Origin of the sequence: Pseudomonas sp. WS 5079, assembly GCF_012985465.1 — a bacterium.
Lineage (GTDB): Bacteria > Pseudomonadota > Gammaproteobacteria > Pseudomonadales > Pseudomonadaceae > Aquipseudomonas.
Map to the genome: position 1 here is coordinate 146,638 of NZ_JAAQWN010000005.1, position 19,584 is coordinate 166,221.

Sequence of the window (19,584 nt, forward strand, 5' to 3'; positions counted from 1 at the left end):
ACACAATCCCCCAGACACAAAAAAGCCCCGAACCAGTCGGGGCTTTTTCATCTACCGCTAATGCTTAGCGCGGAAACGCCGGCGGGTTGACCCCAGCCATGTCTTCCATCACACGCACCACCTGGCAGCTGTAACCGAATTCGTTGTCGTACCAGACGTACAGTACAACGCGGTTATCCTGGGTGATGGTCGCTTCAGCATCGACCACACCGGCGTGGCGCGAGCCAACGAAGTCGGTGGACACCACTTCCTGGGAATTGACGAAGTCGATTTGCTTATGCAGATCGGAGTGCAGCGCCATGTAGCGCAGGTACTCGTTCATCTCTTCACGGGTGGCGGCTTTCTCAAGGTTGAGGTTGAGAATGGCCATCGACACGTTCGGCGTAGGTACACGGATCGCGTTACCGGTCAGCTTGCCGGCCAGCTCAGGCAGGGCCTTGGCAGCAGCGGTGGCAGCACCGGTCTCGGTGATCACCATGTTCAGCGCGGCGCTACGGCCACGGCGATCGCCCTTGTGGAAGTTGTCGATCAGGTTCTGGTCGTTGGTGTACGAGTGAACGGTTTCGACGTGACCGTTGATGATGCCGAACTTGTCATTCACAGCCTTGAGCACCGGCACGATGGCGTTGGTGGTGCAGGAAGCGGCAGACACGATCTTGTCGTCAGCGGTGATTTCGTTGTGGTTGATGCCGTGAACGATGTTCTTCAGCTTGCCCTTGCCAGGCGCGGTCAGCACAACGCGGTCGATACCTGGGCACGCCAAGTGCTGGCCCAGGCCGTCGGCATCACGCCAGACGCCGGTGTTGTCCACCAGCAAGGCGTTCTGGATGCCGTACTGGGTGTAATCCACCTCGGTCGGGTTCTTCGCGTAGATCACCTGGATCAGGTTACCGTTGGCGGTGATGGTGTTGTTTTCTTCGTCGATGGTGATGGTGCCATTGAACGAACCGTGTACCGAGTCGCGGCGCAAGAGGCTGGCGCGCTTGGTCAGGTCATTCTCGGCGCCTTTGCGCACGACAATGGCCCGCAGGCGCAGGCCGTCGCCACCGCCGGTTTTTTCGATCAGGATGCGTGCCAGCAGGCGGCCGATACGACCGAAGCCGTACAGCACCACGTCGGTGCCTTTGCGGGACGCGGCATTTTGCTGGCCAACCACGTCGGCCAGCTCTTCACGCACGAACTGCTCGGCGCTGCGGCCATTGCCTTGAGCGCGGAATTTGAACGCCAACTTGCCCAGGTCTACCGAGGCCGCGCCGAGCTTGAGCTCGCTCATGGCTTTAAGCAGAGGGAATGTTTCGTGGACGGAGAGTTCGCTATCGTCGGCAGAACGATGGCGAGCAAAGCGATGAGCCTTGAGAATCGCGATGACTGATTGGTTGATCAGGCTGCGGCCATAGATCGAGCTCACCACATTGTTATTGCGGTACAGCTGACCGATAAGCGGGATCATCGCTTCTGCGAGTGCTTCACGGTCGATCCATTCACCAAGACACTGGTCGGGCTTCTGAGTCACGGGAACCTTCCACATGTAGGGGCTGAAAAAAGGGGCTACATTATGCCGCCCGACCGCCCCCTGAGCAATGCGCGTCACGCAACAAAAGCCCTTGCAAATAATTTTCACCGCGCTACAGGCCAGTAAATACGCGGCTTCCAGCGAACCCCTCGGAGAGAGCCCCAGGCGACTTGTCCGTAACCCTCCGAAACATATGTGCATTTCGGCACTACATATTGAGTCAAAACCGCGCATTGTTTGTCTTAGCCACTACATTTCCTACAAACCGTAATAGGCACAGTCAGCAACTGACAGGCGGCACTCCAGGCCGTTACAATTACCGACTTTGTCGCAACGCTGGAGCTCAACCTTCCGTGCCCGTCCTGCGTCTACCGCTACTCCCTGCCCAGGCAGGTAAACAGCATTGGGGCAATCTGCCCGGTGCCGCCCTGAGCCTGGCCATTGCCGAGGCTGCCAGTGCAGCCAAGCGCTTTACCCTGCTCCTGACCGCCGACAGCCAAAGTGCCGAGCGGCTGGAGCAGGAGCTGAGCTTCTTCGCCCCCGATTTGCCGGTGCTGCACTTCCCGGACTGGGAAACCCTGCCCTACGACTTGTTCTCGCCGCACCAGGACATCATCTCCCAGCGCATCGCCAGCCTGTACCGCTTGCCGGAACTGGCCCACGGTGTACTGGTGGTGCCGATCACTACGGCGCTGCACCGCCTGGCGCCGACCAAGTTCCTGCTGGGCAGCAGCCTGGTGCTGGATATCGGCCAGAAGCTCGACGTGGAGCAAATGCGCACGCGCCTGGAAGCCAGTGGCTACCGCTGCGTCGATACGGTGTACGAACATGGCGAGTTCGCCGTGCGCGGCGCACTGATCGACTTGTTTCCGATGGGCAGCAAACTGCCCTACCGCATCGACCTGTTCGATGACGAAATCGAGACCCTGCGCACCTTCGACCCGGAAAACCAGCGTTCCATCGACAAAGTACAGTCGATCAAACTGCTGCCGGCCAGGGAGTTCCCCCTGCAAAAAGACGCGGTCACGCGCTTCAAGGCGCGCTTTCGCGAGCGCTTTGACGTGGACTTCCGTCGTTGCCCGATCTTCCAGGACCTGAGCAGCGGGATTACGCCCGCCGGTATCGAGTACTACCTGCCGCTGTTCTTCGACGAAACCTCGACCCTGTTCGATTATCTGCCCCAGGACACCCAGGTGTTCTCGCTGCCGGGTATCGAGCAGGCGGCGGAAAACTTCTGGAACGACGTGCGCAACCGTTATGAAGAACGCCGCGTCGACCCCTCCCGGCCTTTATTGCCGCCTGCCGAGCTGTTCCTGCCGGTAGAGGACTGCTTCGCCCGCCTGAAAAACTGGCCGCGCGTGGTCGCCAGCCAGCAGGATGTGGAAGCCGGCGTCGGTCGCGAGCGTTTCCCGGCCCAGACCCTGCCCAACCTGGCCATCGAGGCCAAGGCCAGCCAGCCGCTGCAAGCGTTGTCCGACTTTCTCGGTGACTTCCCCGGTCGTGTGCTGTTTACCGCCGAATCCGCCGGGCGCCGCGAAGTGCTGCTGGAGTTGCTGGAACGCCTGAAGCTGCGACCAAAAACTGTCGACAGCTGGCCAGATTTTGTCGCCGGCAAGGATCGCCTGGCGATCACCATTGCGCCGCTGAACGAAGGCCTGCAACTGGATGATCCGGCCCTGGCGCTGATTGCCGAGAGCCCGCTGTTCGGCCAACGCGTGATGCAGCGCCGGCGCCGGGAAAAACGCGCCGACGCCAACAACGACGCGGTGATCAAGAACCTCACCGAACTGCGCGAAGGCGCGCCGGTGGTGCACATCGACCACGGCGTGGGGCGCTACCTGGGCCTGCAGACCCTGGAGATCGACAACCAGGCCGCCGAATTCCTCACCATGGAATACGCCGAGGGCGCCAAGCTCTATGTGCCGGTGGCCAACCTGCACCTGATCGCGCGCTACACCGGCAGCGACGACGCCCTCGCACCGTTGCACCGCCTGGGCTCCGAGACCTGGCAGAAGGCCAAGCGCAAGGCCGCCGAGCAGGTGCGCGACGTGGCCGCCGAACTGCTGGACATCTATGCCCGCCGTGCGGCCCGCGAAGGTTATGCGTTCGCCGACCCGAAGGCCGACTACGCCACGTTCAGCGCCGGCTTCGCCTTCGAAGAAACCCCGGACCAGCAAACCACCATCGATGCGGTGCGCGCCGACATGCTTGCGCCCAAGCCCATGGACCGCCTGGTCTGCGGCGACGTGGGCTTTGGCAAGACCGAAGTGGCGATGCGCGCCGCGTTCATCGCGGTGCATGGCGGCCGCCAGGTGGCAATCCTGGTGCCGACCACCCTGCTCGCCCAGCAGCACTACAACAGCTTTCGCGACCGCTTCGCCGATTGGCCGGTGACCGTGGAGGTGATGAGCCGCTTCAAGTCGACCAAGGAAGTCAACGCCGCCGTCGCCGACCTGGCCGAAGGCAAGATCGATATCGTGATTGGCACGCACAAGCTGCTGTCGGACGATGTGAAGATCAAGAACCTGGGCCTGGTGATCATCGACGAAGAGCACCGCTTTGGCGTACGCCAGAAGGAGCAACTCAAGGCCCTGCGCAGCGAGGTCGATATCCTGACCCTGACCGCCACGCCAATCCCGCGCACGTTGAACATGGCGGTGTCGGGCATGCGCGACCTGTCGATCATCGCCACGCCGCCGGCGCGACGCCTGTCGGTGCGCACCTTCGTCATGGAGCAGAACAACAGCACGATCAAGGAAGCCCTGCTGCGCGAGTTGCTGCGCGGCGGCCAGGTCTACTACCTGCACAACGATGTGAAAACCATCGAGAAATGCGCCGCCGACCTCGCCGAACTGGTGCCGGAAGCACGGATCGGCATCGGCCACGGGCAGATGCGCGAGCGCGAACTCGAACAGGTGATGAGCGACTTCTACCACAAGCGCTTCAACGTGCTGATCGCCTCGACCATCATCGAGACCGGCATCGACGTGCCGAGCGCCAACACCATCATCATCGAGCGCGCCGACAAGTTCGGCCTGGCGCAGCTGCACCAGTTGCGTGGCCGGGTCGGCCGCAGTCACCACCAGGCCTATGCCTACCTGCTGACGCCACCGCGCCAGCAAATCACTGGCGACGCCGAAAAGCGCCTGGAGGCCATCGCCAACACCCAGGACCTGGGCGCAGGCTTTGTGCTGGCCACCAACGACCTGGAAATCCGTGGCGCCGGCGAACTGCTGGGCGACGGCCAGAGCGGGCAGATCCAGGCCGTGGGCTTTACCCTCTATATGGAGATGCTCGAGCGGGCGGTAAAGGCCATCCGCAAAGGCGAGCAACCGAACCTCGATCAACCCCTGGGCGGCGGCCCGGAAATCAACCTGCGCCTGCCGGCGTTGATTCCCGAGGACTACCTGCCGGATGTGCATGCACGGCTGATCCTGTACAAGCGCATCGCCTCGGCCACCGACGAAGAAGGCCTCAAGGACCTGCAAGTGGAGATGATCGACCGCTTCGGCCTGTTGCCGGAACCGACCAAGAACCTGGTGCGCCTGACCCTGCTCAAACTGCAGGCCGAGCAACTGGGGATCAAGAAGGTCGACGCCGGGCCGCAGGGCGGGCGTATCGAGTTCGAAGCGCAGACGCCGGTAGACCCACTGGTCCTGATCAAGTTGATCCAGGGCCAGCCCAACCGCTACAAATTCGAAGGCGCCACGCTGTTCAAGTTCATGGTGCCGATGGAACGTGCAGAAGAGCGCTTTAATACATTGGAGGCGCTGTTTGAGCGCCTCATCCCGAAATCTGCTTGAAGGACGCCCCATGCGCCTGCTTCGTATCCTGAGCCTGTTGTTGGTGGTAGTTGCACCTTCGGCGTTTGCCGACAGCCTCTACCAGGTGGAAATGATCCTGATCCGCCAGAATGCGGAGCCGGTGATCAACAGCCGGCCAGCCCCGGAAGACTGGGCCGCCGGGGCGCCACGCCAAGGGATCGAGAAAATCAGCCCGCCGCGCCTGAACAACATCGTCGAGAAACTAAAGGCCAATGGCGACTACACCGTACTGCTGCACAAGGCCTGGGAACAGAACCTGGGCGAGCAGCCGGTGAAGGTGAAAATCACCGACGGCCAGGAACAGTTCGGCCAGTACCCCATCCAGGGCACCCTGGACCTGCAACTGGGGCGCTTTACCCGTATTGACGCAAGCCTGTGGCTCAACCAGTTCGACAACAACGGCAGCGTGATTGCCAGCGAACACCTGAGCCAGCCAGACGTGCGCACCAAGAACAACCAACTCAACTACCTGGACGGCGGCCACCTGGCCTTGCTGATCAAGATCACCTCCCTCACCGCCAAGCCACCGAGCGCACCGCCGCCCGGCCTCGCGGACTGATCCAGCGCCATGCCCCTGACGCCCTCGCTGACCAAGCCCCTGGCCCCCTCCTGGGCCAACCGCTTCAAGGAACAAAGCCTGGAGCGCGGCAGGCGCTACGCCCTGGAAAACCGCGTGCGGATTGTCGAGTCGGGCGACAGCACCATCATCGCCAGTTGCGAAGGCTCGGGCGGCAATGTGTATCGCCAGACCATCTCTCTGCGCGAGTCGGCCAAAGGCACCTTGATCCTGGTGGACAGTCGCTGCACCTGCCCCGTGCACACCAATTGCAAACACATCGCGGCGGTGCTGCTGCAGGTCCAGGAAACCCTGGCCTACCCGGCAGCGGCCAAGGATGCCGAACTGCTGGAGAAGCTGCAGGCCGTGCTGGATAACCGCGTGGTCCTGCCGCAAGTGGTGCTTGAGGACGTGCAGCCGATTCCACGGCTGTGGCTGGCCAGCATCGAGTTCAGCGCCTTTGAGCCGCGCAACGGCAAGATGCAGCGCTATATCCAGCACCGGGCGGCGCTGTCGTTCAATTACCTGGGCAATTACGTCAGCGGCCAGAAAAACGCCGATATCATCGTGCGCCAGGAAACCCAGAGCCTGCGGATCAAGCGTCACCCCGAGGTGGAACAAGGCTTTCGCGAACACCTGCGCCTGCTTGGCTTCAAGATCGCCACCCGCCAGAGCAAGGCCCTGCCGGAAAGCGCCGGCGAGTTGTTTGAGATGGTCAATGACAGCGCCTGGCTGAACTTCACCCTCAACGCCTCGCCGAGCCTGCGCGCTGAAGGCTGGGAGCTGCAGATCGATGAGGATTTCGGCTTTGACCTGAGCCCGGTCGATGACTGGTACGCCAGCGTCGATGAAGTGCCGGAGCGCGACTGGTTCGACCTGGAGCTGGGGATCATCGTCAATGGCGAACGGCTGAGCCTGCTGCCGATCCTGTTGAACCTGATGCGCTCCCACACCGAAATCCTCAACCCGGAAAAACTCGCGCGCCGTCGCGACGACGAACTGATCCTGGTGAACATCCCTGGCCTTCCCAACGGTGGCCACGGCCCACTGCAAGTCGCCCTGCCCTATGGCCGGCTCAAACCGGTGCTGGCGACCCTCGGCGAGTTCTACCTGCAAGAGCCCGGCACAACTACCTTGCGCCTGGCCAAGGCCGACGCCACTCGGCTCAACCCGCTGGAAGACCTGCCCCTGCAATGGGAAGGCGGCGAGCAGATCCGCAGCTTTGCCCAGCGCCTGCGCGACATCAAGGACTTCACCTGCATCGCCCCCGAAGGCCTGAACGCCACGTTACGCCCCTATCAGCTCGAAGGCCTGAGCTGGATGCAGTCCCTGCGCCAACTGGAAGTGGGCGGGATTCTCGCGGACGACATGGGCCTGGGCAAAACCCTGCAGACCCTGGCACATATTCTCAGCGAAAAAATCGCCGGGCGCCTGGACCGGCCGTGCATGGTGGTGATGCCCACCAGCCTGATCCCCAACTGGCTCGACGAGGCCGCGCACTTCACCCCGCAGCTCAAGGTATTGGCGCTGTACGGTGCCGGGCGCAAGAAACACTTCGCCCAGTTACAGGATTACGACCTGCTGCTGACCACCTACGCCCTGTTGCCCAAAGACATCGAGCAACTGGCCGCGCAGCCGCTGCATGTGCTGATCCTCGACGAAGCCCAATACATCAAGAACCCCACCAGCAAGGCCGCCCAGGCCGCCCGCGAGCTGAATGCACGCCAGCGCCTGTGCCTGAGCGGCACGCCCCTGGAAAACCACCTGGGCGAACTGTGGTCGCTGTTCCACTTCCTGCTGCCGGGTTGGTTGGGCGATGTAAAAAGCTTCAACCGTGATTACCGCGTGCCCATCGAAAAACGCGGCAGCGACGTGCGATTGCAACACCTCAACGGTCGGATCAAGCCGTTCCTGCTACGCCGCACCAAAGAACAGGTGGCCACTGAATTGCCGCCCAAGACTGAGATCATCCACTGGGTCGATCTCAACGAAGCCCAGCGCGATGTGTACGAAACCATGCGCCTGGCCATGGACAAGAAGGTGCGCGACGAGATCACCCGCAAGGGCGTGGCTCGTAGCCAGATCATCATTCTGGAAGCGCTGCTCAAGCTGCGCCAGGTCTGCTGCGACCTGCGCCTGGTGAACGACGCCACCCCGCCCGCGCGCGGCAGCAGCTCGGGCAAGCTCGACAGCCTGATGGAGATGCTCGACGAACTGTTTGCCGAAGGGCGCAGGATTTTGCTGTTCTCGCAGTTCACCTCAATGCTCAGCCTGATTGAGATCGAACTAAAAAAACGCGGGGTCGCCTATGCCTTGCTGACCGGCCAGACCCGCGACCGGCGCACGCCGGTCAAGGACTTCCAGAGTGGCAGGCTGCAGATCTTCCTGATCAGCCTCAAGGCTGGCGGCGTGGGGCTTAACCTGACCGAAGCCGATACCGTGATCCACTACGACCCCTGGTGGAACCCAGCCACGGAAAACCAGGCGACTGACCGTGCGTATCGCATCGGCCAGGAGAAGCCGGTATTCGTCTACAAGATGATTGCCCGGGGCACCGTGGAAGAGAAGATCCAGGCGTTGCAGCAAGAAAAGTCAGACCTGGCGGCGGGTGTGCTGGATGGTCGTACCACGGGCGACTGGAAGTTGGGCAACGAAGATATCGAGGCGCTGTTCGCGCCATTGCCCCAAAAGCTAGAGAAGCGTTGATAGTTAGATAGCTATCGCGGGCAAGCCCGCTCCCACAGGGGGGGCTCACTGGGGCAGAGATTTTTGGTACCGCCACAAATCAAATGTGGGAGCGGGCTTGCCTGCGATGGGCGCAGCTCAATCTCATTCGATCAACTGCGCATCCCGAAGCGCGCCGAGCGCCGCCAACCAACGTGGGTGCTGCTTGTAGTCAGTCGACGCAATCGCCTGCCCACGCATACGGGCAATGCGCGCCGACGGCGTGACCTTCATGCGCTGGGCGGCACTCAGGGCCAGCTCGGCGGCCGCACGGTCATTGCACACCAGGCCCATGTCGCAGCCAGCACTCAACGCAGCCTCGATCCGACTCGCCGCATCCCCCACCACATGGGCACCGGCCATGGACAGGTCATCACTGAAAATCACCCCGTCGAACTGCAACTCGCCGCGCAGAATGTCTTGCAGCCAACGGCGCGAGAAGCCGGCCGGTTGGTTATCGACCTGCGGGTAGATCACGTGGGCCGGCATGACCGCGGCCAATTGCTTGCTCAGGCGCGCAAAGGGCACCAGGTCGTGGGTGCGAATCTGTTCCAGGCTACGTTCATCATTGGGAATGGCGACGTGGGAATCTGCCTCCGCCCAGCCATGCCCCGGGAAGTGCTTGCCGGTGGCGGCCATGCCGGCGCTGTTCATACCCCGGATAAAGGCGCCGGCCAGCAGCGCTGCACGTTCGGGATCACCTTCGAACGAACGCGTGCCTACGACGGCGCTACGCTGGTAGTCGAGGTCCAGCACGGGGGCGAAGCTCAGGTCCAGGCCAACTGCCAGTACTTCCGTGGCCATGACCCAGCCACACTGCTCGGCCAGGTATTCGGCGTTCGGATTGTCCGCCAGCGCACGCATGGCCGGCAGGCGTACAAACCCCTGGCGCAGGCGCTGGACCCGACCGCCTTCCTGGTCGACGGCCAGCAGCAGGTCCGGGCGCACCGCACGAATGGCGGCGCTCAATTCCCGCACCTGGCGCGGATGCTCGATATTGCGCGCAAAAATGATCAGGCCGCCCACTTCAGGCTGGCGCAACAAGTGGCGATCTTCAGCTGTCAGCCAGGTGCCGGCGACGTCCACCATCAAAGAGCCTTGCAGGGCAGCAGTCATAAATTTTCCTTGAATGACGCGCGCACCCCGCCGCTTCGCCAGGTCGAGCCGGGCAAGGCGATGGGGTGCGGGTAACTAGTTGAAATCGGCATGGGCGGCTAGCTTAGCGGATGCAAGCGGTTGCGCCCAGACGCCAGTGGCTAAACCTTGGCCGCCACCGGTACGGACTTGCTGCGCGGGCGCAGTTGGGCGGCCGCCATGGCCGGGTCGGTAACACCGCTTTCAGCGCGCATGCCAGCGGCCAGGAACGGCACCATCAGGCGCATGACCTGCTCGATGGAGGTGTTGACTCCAAAATCGGTCTCGGCGATGGCGCGCAAAGCCTTGATCCCGGACATGCTGAACGCCGCTGCGCCGAGCATGAAGTGCACGCGCCAGAACAATTCGATAGGCGGAATACGTGGCGCCGCCTCGTTGACCAGCAACATATAGCGACGGAAGACCTTGCCGTACATGTCTTCGAGGTAACGGCGCAAGTGGCCCTGGCTCTGGCTGAAGGCCAGGCCCAGCAGGCGCATGAAGATCGACAGGTCGTTGCCGCTGCGTGGCTGCACCACCAGGGCTTGTTCGACGAGGATTTCCAGCAGGTCTTCCAGGCTCGGCTTATTGTCGGGCTTGGCTTGGCGCCGCTCCAACTCACGGTCGAGGCTGATGCAGAACGGCCCCAGAAAACGTGAGAAGACGGCCTGGATCAGGGCTTTTTTCGAGCCGAAATGATAGTTCACTGCCGCCAGGTTGACCCCGGCTTTGCTCGTGATCAGGCGCAATGAGGTTTCAGCAAATCCTTTTTCCGCGAACAACTGCTCGGCAGCATCGAGAATGCGTTCAACGGTTTCCGACTGGGCCATGGCTACTCCGCCTGACAAACACTTGTTTGAAACATACGTTTCACCTTGTGCAATGTCAAGCCTGCAGGTCCGTTTTCCGGCCGGGCAGTCACCCGATTCGCACCTATTTAATCACATCTTCAACGGCCTGTAGGCCGCGCTATCTCCGGGCTTTGCAAGGACCGACGGATGACCGTCCGGCGGAGTCGGCAAAAACGATGATTGCCAAGCGCAGTTCACTGTATATAATCCCAGTCACTGTATAAAAAGACAGAGCGATCAACATGCTAAAACTGACGCCACGCCAAGCTGAGATTCTCGCTTTTATCAAGCGCTGCCTCGACGACAACGGCTATCCGCCGACCAGGGCAGAAATCGCCCTGGAGCTGGGGTTTAAATCCCCCAATGCTGCCGAAGAACACCTGAAGGCCCTTGCCCGCAAGGGCGCAATCGAAATGACCCCGGGCGCATCCCGTGGCATTCGTATCCCTGGCTTCGAAGCCAAGGCTGACGAATCGACGCTGCCGATCATCGGCCGGGTCGCTGCCGGTGCGCCGATTCTTGCACAACAGCACGTCGAAGAGTCCTGCAATATCAACCCGACCTTCTTCCATCCTCGCGCCGATTACCTGTTGCGGGTCCATGGCATGAGCATGAAGGACGTGGGTATCTTCGACGGCGACCTGCTAGCCGTACACACCACCCGCGAAGCGCGCAACGGCCAGATCGTCGTGGCCCGCATCGGCGATGAAGTGACGGTCAAGCGCTTCAAGCGCGAAGGCAGCAAAGTCTGGCTGCTGGCAGAAAACCCCGAGTTTTCGCCAATTGAAGTCAACCTGAAGGATCAGGACCTGGTGATCGAAGGCTTGAGTGTCGGCGTTATTCGCCGCTAACGGAGGCATCATGCAGTTCCCACATGCGCAACAACATACACAACTGCCACTGTTTGAGGCCTTTTTGGCCCAGCCGCTTGCACCTATCCTCAGCGAGACGGTGGAGTCCCCATGGACCGCCCCCGCCGAACCGGAGGTATTCAGTGAATTGTCGTTGCGTGGCGCTGCCGGGAACTGCCTGAGCTTGCTGGCGCCAATCCTGCGTGACCTGAGCGAGGAACAGGACGCCCGCTGGCTGACCCTGATCGCCCCGCCGTCCAGCCTGACCCAGGCTTGGCTGCGGGATGCAGGCCTGAACCGCGAGCGTATCCTGCTGCTGCAACCGCGCGGCACCCAGAGCGCCCAGCAACTGACCTGCGAAGCGTTGCGCCTGGGGCGTAGTCACACTGTTGTCAGCTGGCTGAACCCGCTGGGTGCTTCGGCCAAGCAGCAGTTGATCAGCGCAGCGCGCACGGGCGACGCACAAAGCTTGAATATTCGATTGGGATAAGCCCGAGACTGACGCGCAACGCGTTATCGGGAGTGGTACAGGTCGTCCGATTGCAGCCTGACGTCAGGTCAGTGCCTGCGATGGACGCAAGGCTTCTACAGAATTGAGAAGCCGATTGAACATTTGAATCTTAAAAACGACAAACGGACTCAGTGAAGAACCCGTGGACCGTCGTCTTTCTCTGGCTCACCTTCAGCCAGGCGCCCCGCCATCTGCACACCCACGCTCAACATGGCTTTTGCCACTTCCACATGCTGGCCTTGCAGGAACGCCTTGGCGTCCTCGGAAAAGTCCAAAGTCACCAGAGAACCCTCGTCCTCAGCCCTGCGCAGCTCAATTCGGCCGTCGGGCAATTCAACAATTTCCAGAAAGGACGTTGGCATAAAAATCTGTTCTCCACGAAAGGCCGGCATTATATCAGTCATCAACGCGGCCTCGCTCAGGATCTGAACAGCTTTCTTTACGGCTTGATGAATGGTCTGTAGGCGTTGGCTTGCCAGCGATAGCGCTCCGGCAGTCAACTTGGCATTGCTCGGCAAGCTGGCTCCTACAGTGCCCTGCCGCTCAGCACTCGTTCAAGCCATCCCGAAAGCGGATCGCCAGCTTCTTCAGCTCCTGGCGCCAGCTCTCCAACTCAGCCCGGCTCAGCGGCTCCGGCCCTTCTTCTTCCAGGCTGACCGCAACGATCAACGGCTGGGTCACATCGCCCTTGGGCTTGTGCGGCACACGCGGCGGCTGGAACAGCGCCGAATGGGCAGCCAACAAGCGAGCCAGCCAACTGTCAGGGCTGCGGGCCATTTCCACCAGCTCGGCCAACTCGGGGATGGCCATAGACTCGAGCACCTCACGGGTCAGGATATCCTCGGCCCGAGGCGCATTCGCCTGGGGCAGGCGATAGAAACCGGCAATTTCATGACACAACCCCAGCAAAGCCCCATACAGATGGAACAAGGCCGACTCTCGCCCCGCCTGGACCAGCGCAATAGCATTCATCTCCTTCCCTTCCTCGGCACGACCAAGGGCTTCCAGGGACAAACCCGCGAAGTAAATTTTCTGGTTGGTACGGGTATAGAGTTCGTTGGCCATGACGGCAGTCTCCACAACGACATAAACGTGATGCTGGCTGAACAGTGTCACGGATGAGACAAGCCCACTGCAAGCGCAAAACAAAAGGCCGCCTGTGAAGGCGGCCTTTATTTCAATGCAGGAGCGGGATCAAGCGCCCTGGCGCTTGTCCTCGACCTTCCACTTGCCACCGTCGTAGAACGCCTTCCAGCCCGTAGGCTTGCCGTCCACTTCAGTCTGCACGTACTGCTCCTTGGTCTTGCGGCTGTAGCGGATCACGGCCGGACGACCGTCGGGATCCTTCTTCGGCGCTTCGCACAGGAAGTGGTACTTGGGATCGATCTCGTCCTTGTGCGGCACGATCTCCATCACCAGCGGTGCACGGGTCTCGCGGTTTTTCGGGAACTGGCTGGCGGCCAGGAACAGGCCCGAAGCGCCGTCACGCAGGATGTAGGTGTCGTTGACCTTCTCGCACTTGAGCTCGGGCATCTTCACCGGATCCATCTTCGGCGGCGCCGCGTCACCGCTTTTCAGCAGCTTGCGGGTGTTCTTGCAGGTCGGATTGGTGCAACCGAAGAACTTGCCGAAGCGACCGGTCTTGAGCTGCATCTCGCTGCCGCACTTGTCGCATTCCAAGCTCGGGCCTTCATAGCCCTTGATGCGATAGGTGCCTTCTTCAATCTCGTAGCCGTTGCAATCGGGGTTGTTACCGCAGATGTGCAGCTTGTGCTTCTCGTCCAGCAGGTAGGCATCCATGGCCGTGCTGCAGATCGGGCAACGGTGCTTGCCACGCAAAACCAGCGACTCGGATTCACCCTCGTCGTCAGCGGCGATTTCATCACCCGGCACCAGGTTGACGGTGGCCTTGCAGCGCTCTTTGGGCGGCAGGCTATAGCCCGAGCAACCCAGGAACACACCGGTAGACGCGGTACGGATCTGCATCGGCCGGCCGCAGGTGGTGCACGGAATATCCGTCATCACCGGCTGGTTGGCGCGCATGCCGTTTTCCGGGCTCTCGGCTACTTCGAGTTTTTTCTTGAAGTCACCATAGAACTCGTCGAGGACGTTTTTCCAATCGCGCTCGCCCTGGGCCACGTCATCGAGGTTCTCTTCCATGCCGGCGGTAAAGCCGTAGTCCATCAGGTTGGAGAAACTCTCGGACAAACGCTCGGTAACGATATCGCCCATCTTTTCCGAATAGAAACGACGGTTATGCAGGGCCACGTAGCCGCGGTCCTGGATGGTGGAGATGATCGCCGCGTAGGTCGAAGGACGACCAATACCGCGTTTTTCCATTTCCTTGACCAGGCTGGCTTCCGAATAACGGGGTGGCGGCTTGGTGAAGTGCTGGCTCGGGTCGAGCTTGATCAGCTTCAGCGCATCGCCCTGGGCCATGTCTGGCAGGACGTCGTCATCGCCCGGCTTGGCAATTTGCGGCATCACGCGGGTATAGCCGTCGAACTTGAGGATACGACCCTTGGCGCGCAGCTCGAAGTCCCCGGCACCCACTGTGACGGTCGTGGACAGGTATTGCGCCGGCAGCATCTGGCAAGCCAGGAATTGGCGCCAGATCAACTCGTAGAGGCGCTCAGCGTCGCGCTCCATGCCGCTCAGCTTGCTTGGCTCGGTATTGGCATCGGAGGGACGAATCGCTTCGTGGGCCTCTTGTGCGCCTTCCTTGCTGCTATAGACGTTTGGCTTCTCCGGCAGGTACTTCTTGCCGAATTCGCTTTCAATATAAGTACGCGCCATCGCCACCGCGTCCACCGACAGGTTGGTGGAGTCGGTACGCATATAAGTGATGTAGCCCGCTTCGTACAGACGCTGGGCCATCATCATCGTCTTCTTCACGCCAAAGCCCAGGCGGTTGCTCGCGGCCTGTTGCAGGGTGGAGGTGATGAACGGCGCCGACGGCTTGCTGCTGGTGGGCTTGTCTTCACGCTTGACGATGCTGTAGCTGGAAGCTTTGAGCTTCTCCAGCGCGGCCATGGCCTGGGCTTCGTTGAGCGGCTTGAAGGCCTCGCCTTTCTCGCGGGCCACTTCAAAGCGCACGTTATTGCCCTTGGCGGTGCCGAGGTCCGCGTGGACTTCCCAGTACTCTTCAGGGTTGAACGCACGAATCTCGCGCTCACGCTCCACCACCAGCTTGACCGCTACCGATTGCACACGACCAGCGGACAGGCCACGGGCGATCTTCGCCCACAACAGCGGCGAGACCATGTAGCCGACCACGCGATCGAGGAAGCGCCGAGCCTGCTGGGCATTGACGCGGTCGATGTCCAGTTCGCCCGGCTTGGAGAAGGCTTCCTGGATCGCCTTCTTGGTGATTTCGTTGAACACCACGCGTTTATAGCGGCTGTCGTCCCCACCGATGGCTTCGCGCAGGTGCCAGGCAATGGCTTCCCCTTCGCGGTCCAAGTCCGTCGCGAGATAGATGGTGTCAGCATCCTTGGCGAGCCGGCGCAGCTCCTCGATCACCTTTTCCTTGCCCGGAAGGATTTCGTACTTGGCCTTCCAGCCATGATCCGGGTCCACACCCATGCGCGAGACCAGCTGCTTGCGCGCCTTCTCTTTAGGCGAGAGCACCGGACCTTCGCCCGCAGCCGCCTTGCCGCGCTTGGCAGCAGGCTCCTTGCTGGCGCTAGCCGAACCGCTGGTGGGCAGGTCTCGGATATGGCCGATACTCGACTTCACCACGTACTCGTTACCCAAGTACTTGTTGATGGTCTTGGCCTTAGCCGGGGATTCCACAATGACCAGCGATTTGCCCATGGATCGGAAAATTCCTGAATTCGAGAAGAGAAAGGCGGTTGGCGCCTGACGCGGCAACGCTATATATAGTGGCAACACAGTGAGGTCAAGCACAGCATTCTGCGCAACCTGCCGTTATTGCCCTGAAAAAAGACTGGGTTCGACCTGCACCAAAGCAAAGCGCGGGACCTGCTTGCCGTCAACTTCGACGGTCTCCAGGAACATGCTCAAGGGGCGCACCCAAAAGCCGTAATCGCCATACAGTGCTTGGTAGAACACCACTTCTTCTTCGGTCTCGGAGTGCCGCGCCACATTAAAAACGCGGTACTTGGGACCTTTATAATGCTGGTAGAGCCCTGGTTCGACTTTCATGCTCTGGCCCTCTTACAAAATTTATAAAAAAAATTAAAAATTCCAAAAAACAAAAGCCGGGGCACTGGGCCCCGGCTTCCGTCAACCCAACGCTTAGACGCGTTCGAAGACGGTAGAAATGCCTTGGCCGAGACCAATGCACATGGTTGCAACCCCAAGGTTGCCGCCATTTTGCTTCATCACGTTAAGCAAGGTGCCGGAGATACGCGCACCGGAGCAACCAAATGGGTGGCCCAGGGCGATTGCACCGCCGTGCAGGTTAACCTTCTCGTTCATCTTGTCGAGTACTTTCAAATCTTTCAGCACTGGCAGGGCCTGTGCGGCGAAAGCTTCGTTGAGCTCGAAGAAGTCGATGTCGGAGATACTCAGACCTGCGCGCTTCAAGGCTTTTTGTGTGGCCGGTACTGGACCATAGCCCATGATCGCCGGGTCCACACCCGCCACAGCCATGGAACGGATCACTGCCAGAGGCTGGATCCCCAGGTCCTGGGCACGCTGGGCCGACATCACGATCATGCACGAAGCACCATCGGTGATCTGCGACGAAGTACCGGCAGTCACGGTGCCGCCCTTTGGGTTGAATGCCGGCTTCAAGGCCGCCAGGCTTTCCAGTGTGGTGTCCGGACGAATGGTTTCGTCGTAGTCGAACAGTTTCAGGAAACCGTTCTCGTCATAGCCGTTCATCGGGATGATCTCATCCTTGAACTTGCCTTCCACAGTCGCCTTGTGGGCCAACTGGTGGGAGCGCAGGCCGAAGGCGTCCTGGGCTTCACGGGTGATGCCATGCATCTTGCCGAGCATTTCTGCGGTCAGGCCCATCATGCCCGAGGCTTTCGCCGCGTACAGCGACATGTGCGGGTTAGGATCGACGCCGTGCATCATGCTGACGTGGCCCATGTGCTCCACGCCACCGACCACAAACACATCACCGTTGCCGGTCATGATCGCCTGGGCGGCGGTGTGCAGTGCGCTCATGGACGAACCACACAGGCGGCTGACGGTCTGGCCGGCAGCGGTGTGCGGGATCTGGGTCATCAAGGAGGCCATGCGCGCGATGTTCCAGCCCTGCTCCAGGGTCTGGTTGACGCAGCCCCAGATCACGTCCTCGACTTCGTTCGGGTCGACCTTGACGTTGCGTTCCAGCAGCTTGCTGATCAGGTGCGCCGACATGTCTTCGGCGCGGGTGTTGCGGTGCATGCCGCCCTTGGAGCGGCCCATCGGAGTACGACCGAAGTCGACAATCACGACGTCTCTTGGATTCAAGCTCATAAATATTCTCGCTCTAGTCGTCTGGGCACTTAACCGAAGAAGCTCTGGCCATTCTTGGCCATCTCGCGCAGCTTCGCGGTCGGGTGGTACAGCGGGCCCAGATCAGCGTACTGATCAGCCAGGGCAACGAACTCGGCCACACCGATCGAGTCGATGTAACGCAGCGCACCACCACGGAATGGAGGGAAGCCAATACCGTACACCAGGCCCATATCGGCTTCGGCAGCGGTTTCGACGATCCCATCTTCCAGGCAACGCACGGTTTCCAGGCACAGGGCGATCATCATCCAGTTGATGATGTCCTCGTCGGACACCTCACGCTGCTCGTAGACGATTGGCGCCAGCACTTCGTGAACCGATGGATCGGCAACTTTCTTCTGCTTGCCTTTCTTGTCGGTCTCGTAGGCATAGAAACCCTTGCCATTCTTCTGGCCCAGGCGCTTGGCTTCGTACAGCGCATCGACAGCCGAGCGACGGTCGTCTTTCATGCGGTCCGGGAAGCCTTCAGCCATGACGTCGCGACCGTGGTGGCCGGTGTCGATACCGACCACGTCCATCAGGTACGCCGGACCCATTGGCCAACCGAATTTTTCCATGACCTTGTCGATACGCACAAAGTCCACGCCAGCACTGACCAGCTTGGCGAAACCACCGAAGTACGGGAACAGCACGCGGTTGACCAAAAAGCCCGGGCAGTCGTTGACCACGATCGGGTTCTTGCCCATTTTCTTGGCGTAGGCAACGGTGGTGGCAACTGCCAGCTCGCTGGACTTCTCGCCACGGATCACTTCTACCAGCGGCATCATGTGCACCGGGTTGAAGAAGTGCATGCCGACGAAGTTTTCCGGACGCTTGAGGGCCTTGGCCAGCAAGGTGATGGAAATGGTCGAGGTGTTGGAAGCCAGGATCGTGTCTTCTTTGACCTGGGCCTCAACTTCAGCCAGGACCGCCTGCTTGACCTTCGGGTTCTCGACAACGGCTTCGACCACCAGGTCGACGTGGCCGAAATCACCGTAGGAAAGCGTAGGACGAATGCCGTTAAGCACTTCAGCCATCTTCGCAGCGGTCATGCGACCTTTATCAACGCGGCCTACCAGCAGCTTGGCGGCTTCCGCCAGACCTTGCTCGATACCGTGCTCGTTGATGTCTTTCATCAGGATCGGTGTGCCTTTGGACGCCGACTGATAGGCAATACCGCCACCCATGATCCCGGCACCGAGGACGGCAGCCTGTTTCACGTCTTTGGCAATTTCGTCGTAGGCCTTGGCCTTTTTCTTCAGCTCCTGATCGTTCAGGAACAGGCCGATCAGGCTCTGCGCAGCAGAAGTCTTGGCCAGTTTGACAAAGCCGGCGGCTTCGATTTCCAGGGCCTTGTCGCGACCGAAGTTCGCGGCTTTCTGGATGGTCTTGATCGCTTCGACCGGGGCCGGGTAGTTAGGGCCCGCTTGACCGGCGACGAAACCCTTGGCGGTTTCGAACGACATCATTTGTTCGATGGCGTTGAGCTTGAGTTTTTCCAGCTTCGGCTGACGCTTGGCCTTGTAGTCAAATTCGCCGCTGATGGCGCCCTTGATCAGGTTCAGTGCAGCTTCTGCGAGTTTGTCCGGAGCAACCACGGCATCCACGGCGCCGACTTTCAGCGCGTCTTCAGCACGGTTTTCCTTGCCGGCAGCAATCCACTCGATGGCGTTGTCGGCACCGATGATACGCGGCAGGCGTACGGTACCGCCGAAGCCCGGGTAGATGCCCAGCTTGACTTCCGGCAGGCCGATTTTCGCGCTGGAGGCCATGACGCGAAAGTCCGCGGCCAGGCACATTTCCAGACCGCCGCCCAGAGCGATGCCATTGATCGCGGCAACGGTCGGCACGTTGAGGTCTTCGAAATCGCTGAAAATCTTGTTGGCTTCGAGGTTGCCAGCCACAAGCTCGGCATCGGGCAGCTTAAAGTTGTCGACGAATTCGGTGATGTCAGCGCCGACGATGAACACGTCTTTGCCGCTGGAGACGATCACACCCTTGATCGATGCATCAGCCTTGATGGTGTCTACGGCCTGACGCAGTTCGTTCAGGGTTAGACGGTTGAACTTGTTGACGGACTCACCCTTGAGGTCGAATTTCAATTCGACGATGCCACTTTCAAGAGCCTTAACCGTGATGGCTTTACCTTCGTAAATCATCAACTGA

At 60.6% G+C, this 19,584-nt stretch carries 14 protein-coding genes; 5 read left to right on the forward strand and 9 right to left on the reverse strand.

Translation table 11 applies throughout. The annotated features are described in order from the left end of the window. Nucleotides 1–64: 64 nt before the first annotated feature. Entirely contained in the window at nt 65–1,528 is a 1,464-nt protein-coding gene (locus HBO05_RS15140) for a glyceraldehyde-3-phosphate dehydrogenase (RefSeq protein ID WP_076961276.1), read from the reverse strand. A 338-nt stretch (nt 1,529–1,866) separates the two neighbouring features. Between HBO05_RS15140 and mfd the strand changes: the two genes are divergently transcribed. The 3 genes from mfd to HBO05_RS15155 are packed head-to-tail and all read left to right on the forward strand — an operon-like array spanning nt 1,867 to nt 8,599. Further along, entirely contained in the window at nt 1,867–5,316 is a 3,450-nt protein-coding gene (gene mfd, locus HBO05_RS15145) for a transcription-repair coupling factor (protein ID WP_172313159.1), read from the forward strand. Between the two features lie 10 nt (nt 5,317–5,326). Next, on the forward strand, nt 5,327–5,896 hold the full coding sequence (locus HBO05_RS15150; RefSeq protein WP_170043341.1) for a CsiV family protein: 570 nt from the start codon (nt 5,327–5,329) through the stop codon (nt 5,894–5,896). Nucleotides 5,897–5,905: 9 nt separating this feature from the next. Then, nucleotides 5,906–8,599, forward strand: a complete 2,694-nt coding sequence (locus HBO05_RS15155) for a DEAD/DEAH box helicase (RefSeq protein ID WP_172313162.1) — start codon at nt 5,906–5,908, stop codon at nt 8,597–8,599. A 123-nt stretch (nt 8,600–8,722) separates the two neighbouring features. Here HBO05_RS15155 and nagZ read toward each other — a convergent pair whose 3' ends face one another. After that, entirely contained in the window at nt 8,723–9,733 is a 1,011-nt protein-coding gene (nagZ, locus tag HBO05_RS15160) for a beta-N-acetylhexosaminidase (protein WP_169954290.1), read from the reverse strand. A 140-nt stretch (nt 9,734–9,873) separates the two neighbouring features. Further along, nucleotides 9,874–10,581, reverse strand: coding sequence for a TetR/AcrR family transcriptional regulator (locus HBO05_RS15165; protein ID WP_169954182.1), 708 nt, complete (start codon nt 10,579–10,581; stop codon nt 9,874–9,876). A gap of 263 nt (nt 10,582–10,844) precedes the next feature. Here HBO05_RS15165 and lexA point away from each other — a divergent pair, with 263 nt between their 5' ends. Both lexA and sulA read left to right on the forward strand, forming a co-directional pair. Further along, a complete protein-coding gene (gene lexA, locus HBO05_RS15170; protein ID WP_029300096.1) occupies nt 10,845–11,453 on the forward strand; it encodes a transcriptional repressor LexA in 609 nt (202 codons plus the stop codon). Between the two features lie 10 nt (nt 11,454–11,463). Then, complete coding sequence (gene sulA / locus HBO05_RS15175) at nt 11,464–11,943, forward strand: SOS-induced cell division inhibitor SulA (protein ID WP_169954183.1); 480 nt, start codon at nt 11,464–11,466, stop codon at nt 11,941–11,943. 149 nt (nt 11,944–12,092) lie between these two features. Here sulA and HBO05_RS15180 read toward each other — a convergent pair whose 3' ends face one another. The 6 genes from HBO05_RS15180 to fadB form a co-directional block, all read right to left on the reverse strand. Continuing rightward, nucleotides 12,093–12,326, reverse strand: coding sequence for a hypothetical protein (locus HBO05_RS15180; protein WP_026136850.1), 234 nt, complete (start codon nt 12,324–12,326; stop codon nt 12,093–12,095). 181 nt (nt 12,327–12,507) lie between these two features. Next, nucleotides 12,508–13,029 carry a DUF6586 family protein gene (locus tag HBO05_RS15185; RefSeq protein WP_076961269.1) on the reverse strand — a complete coding sequence of 174 codons (522 nt, stop codon included), beginning with the start codon at nt 13,027–13,029 and terminating at the stop codon, nt 12,508–12,510. A 129-nt stretch (nt 13,030–13,158) separates the two neighbouring features. Then, nucleotides 13,159–15,780, reverse strand: coding sequence for a type I DNA topoisomerase (topA, locus tag HBO05_RS15190; RefSeq protein ID WP_169954184.1), 2,622 nt, complete (start codon nt 15,778–15,780; stop codon nt 13,159–13,161). A gap of 114 nt (nt 15,781–15,894) precedes the next feature. After that, the gene (locus HBO05_RS15195; RefSeq protein ID WP_029300088.1) at nt 15,895–16,131 is read right to left on the reverse strand and encodes a DUF1653 domain-containing protein; all 237 of its coding nucleotides are present in this window, start codon (nt 16,129–16,131) and stop codon (nt 15,895–15,897) included. A gap of 93 nt (nt 16,132–16,224) precedes the next feature. Beyond that, nucleotides 16,225–17,400 (reverse strand): acetyl-CoA C-acyltransferase FadA, encoded by a 1,176-nt coding sequence (gene fadA, locus HBO05_RS15200; RefSeq protein ID WP_005786153.1) that lies wholly within the window; start codon nt 17,398–17,400, stop codon nt 16,225–16,227. Nucleotides 17,401–17,429: 29 nt separating this feature from the next. Continuing rightward, a complete protein-coding gene (fadB, locus tag HBO05_RS15205) occupies nt 17,430–19,577 on the reverse strand; it encodes a fatty acid oxidation complex subunit alpha FadB (protein ID WP_029300084.1) in 2,148 nt (715 codons plus the stop codon). Nucleotides 19,578–19,584: the final 7 nt, after the last annotated feature.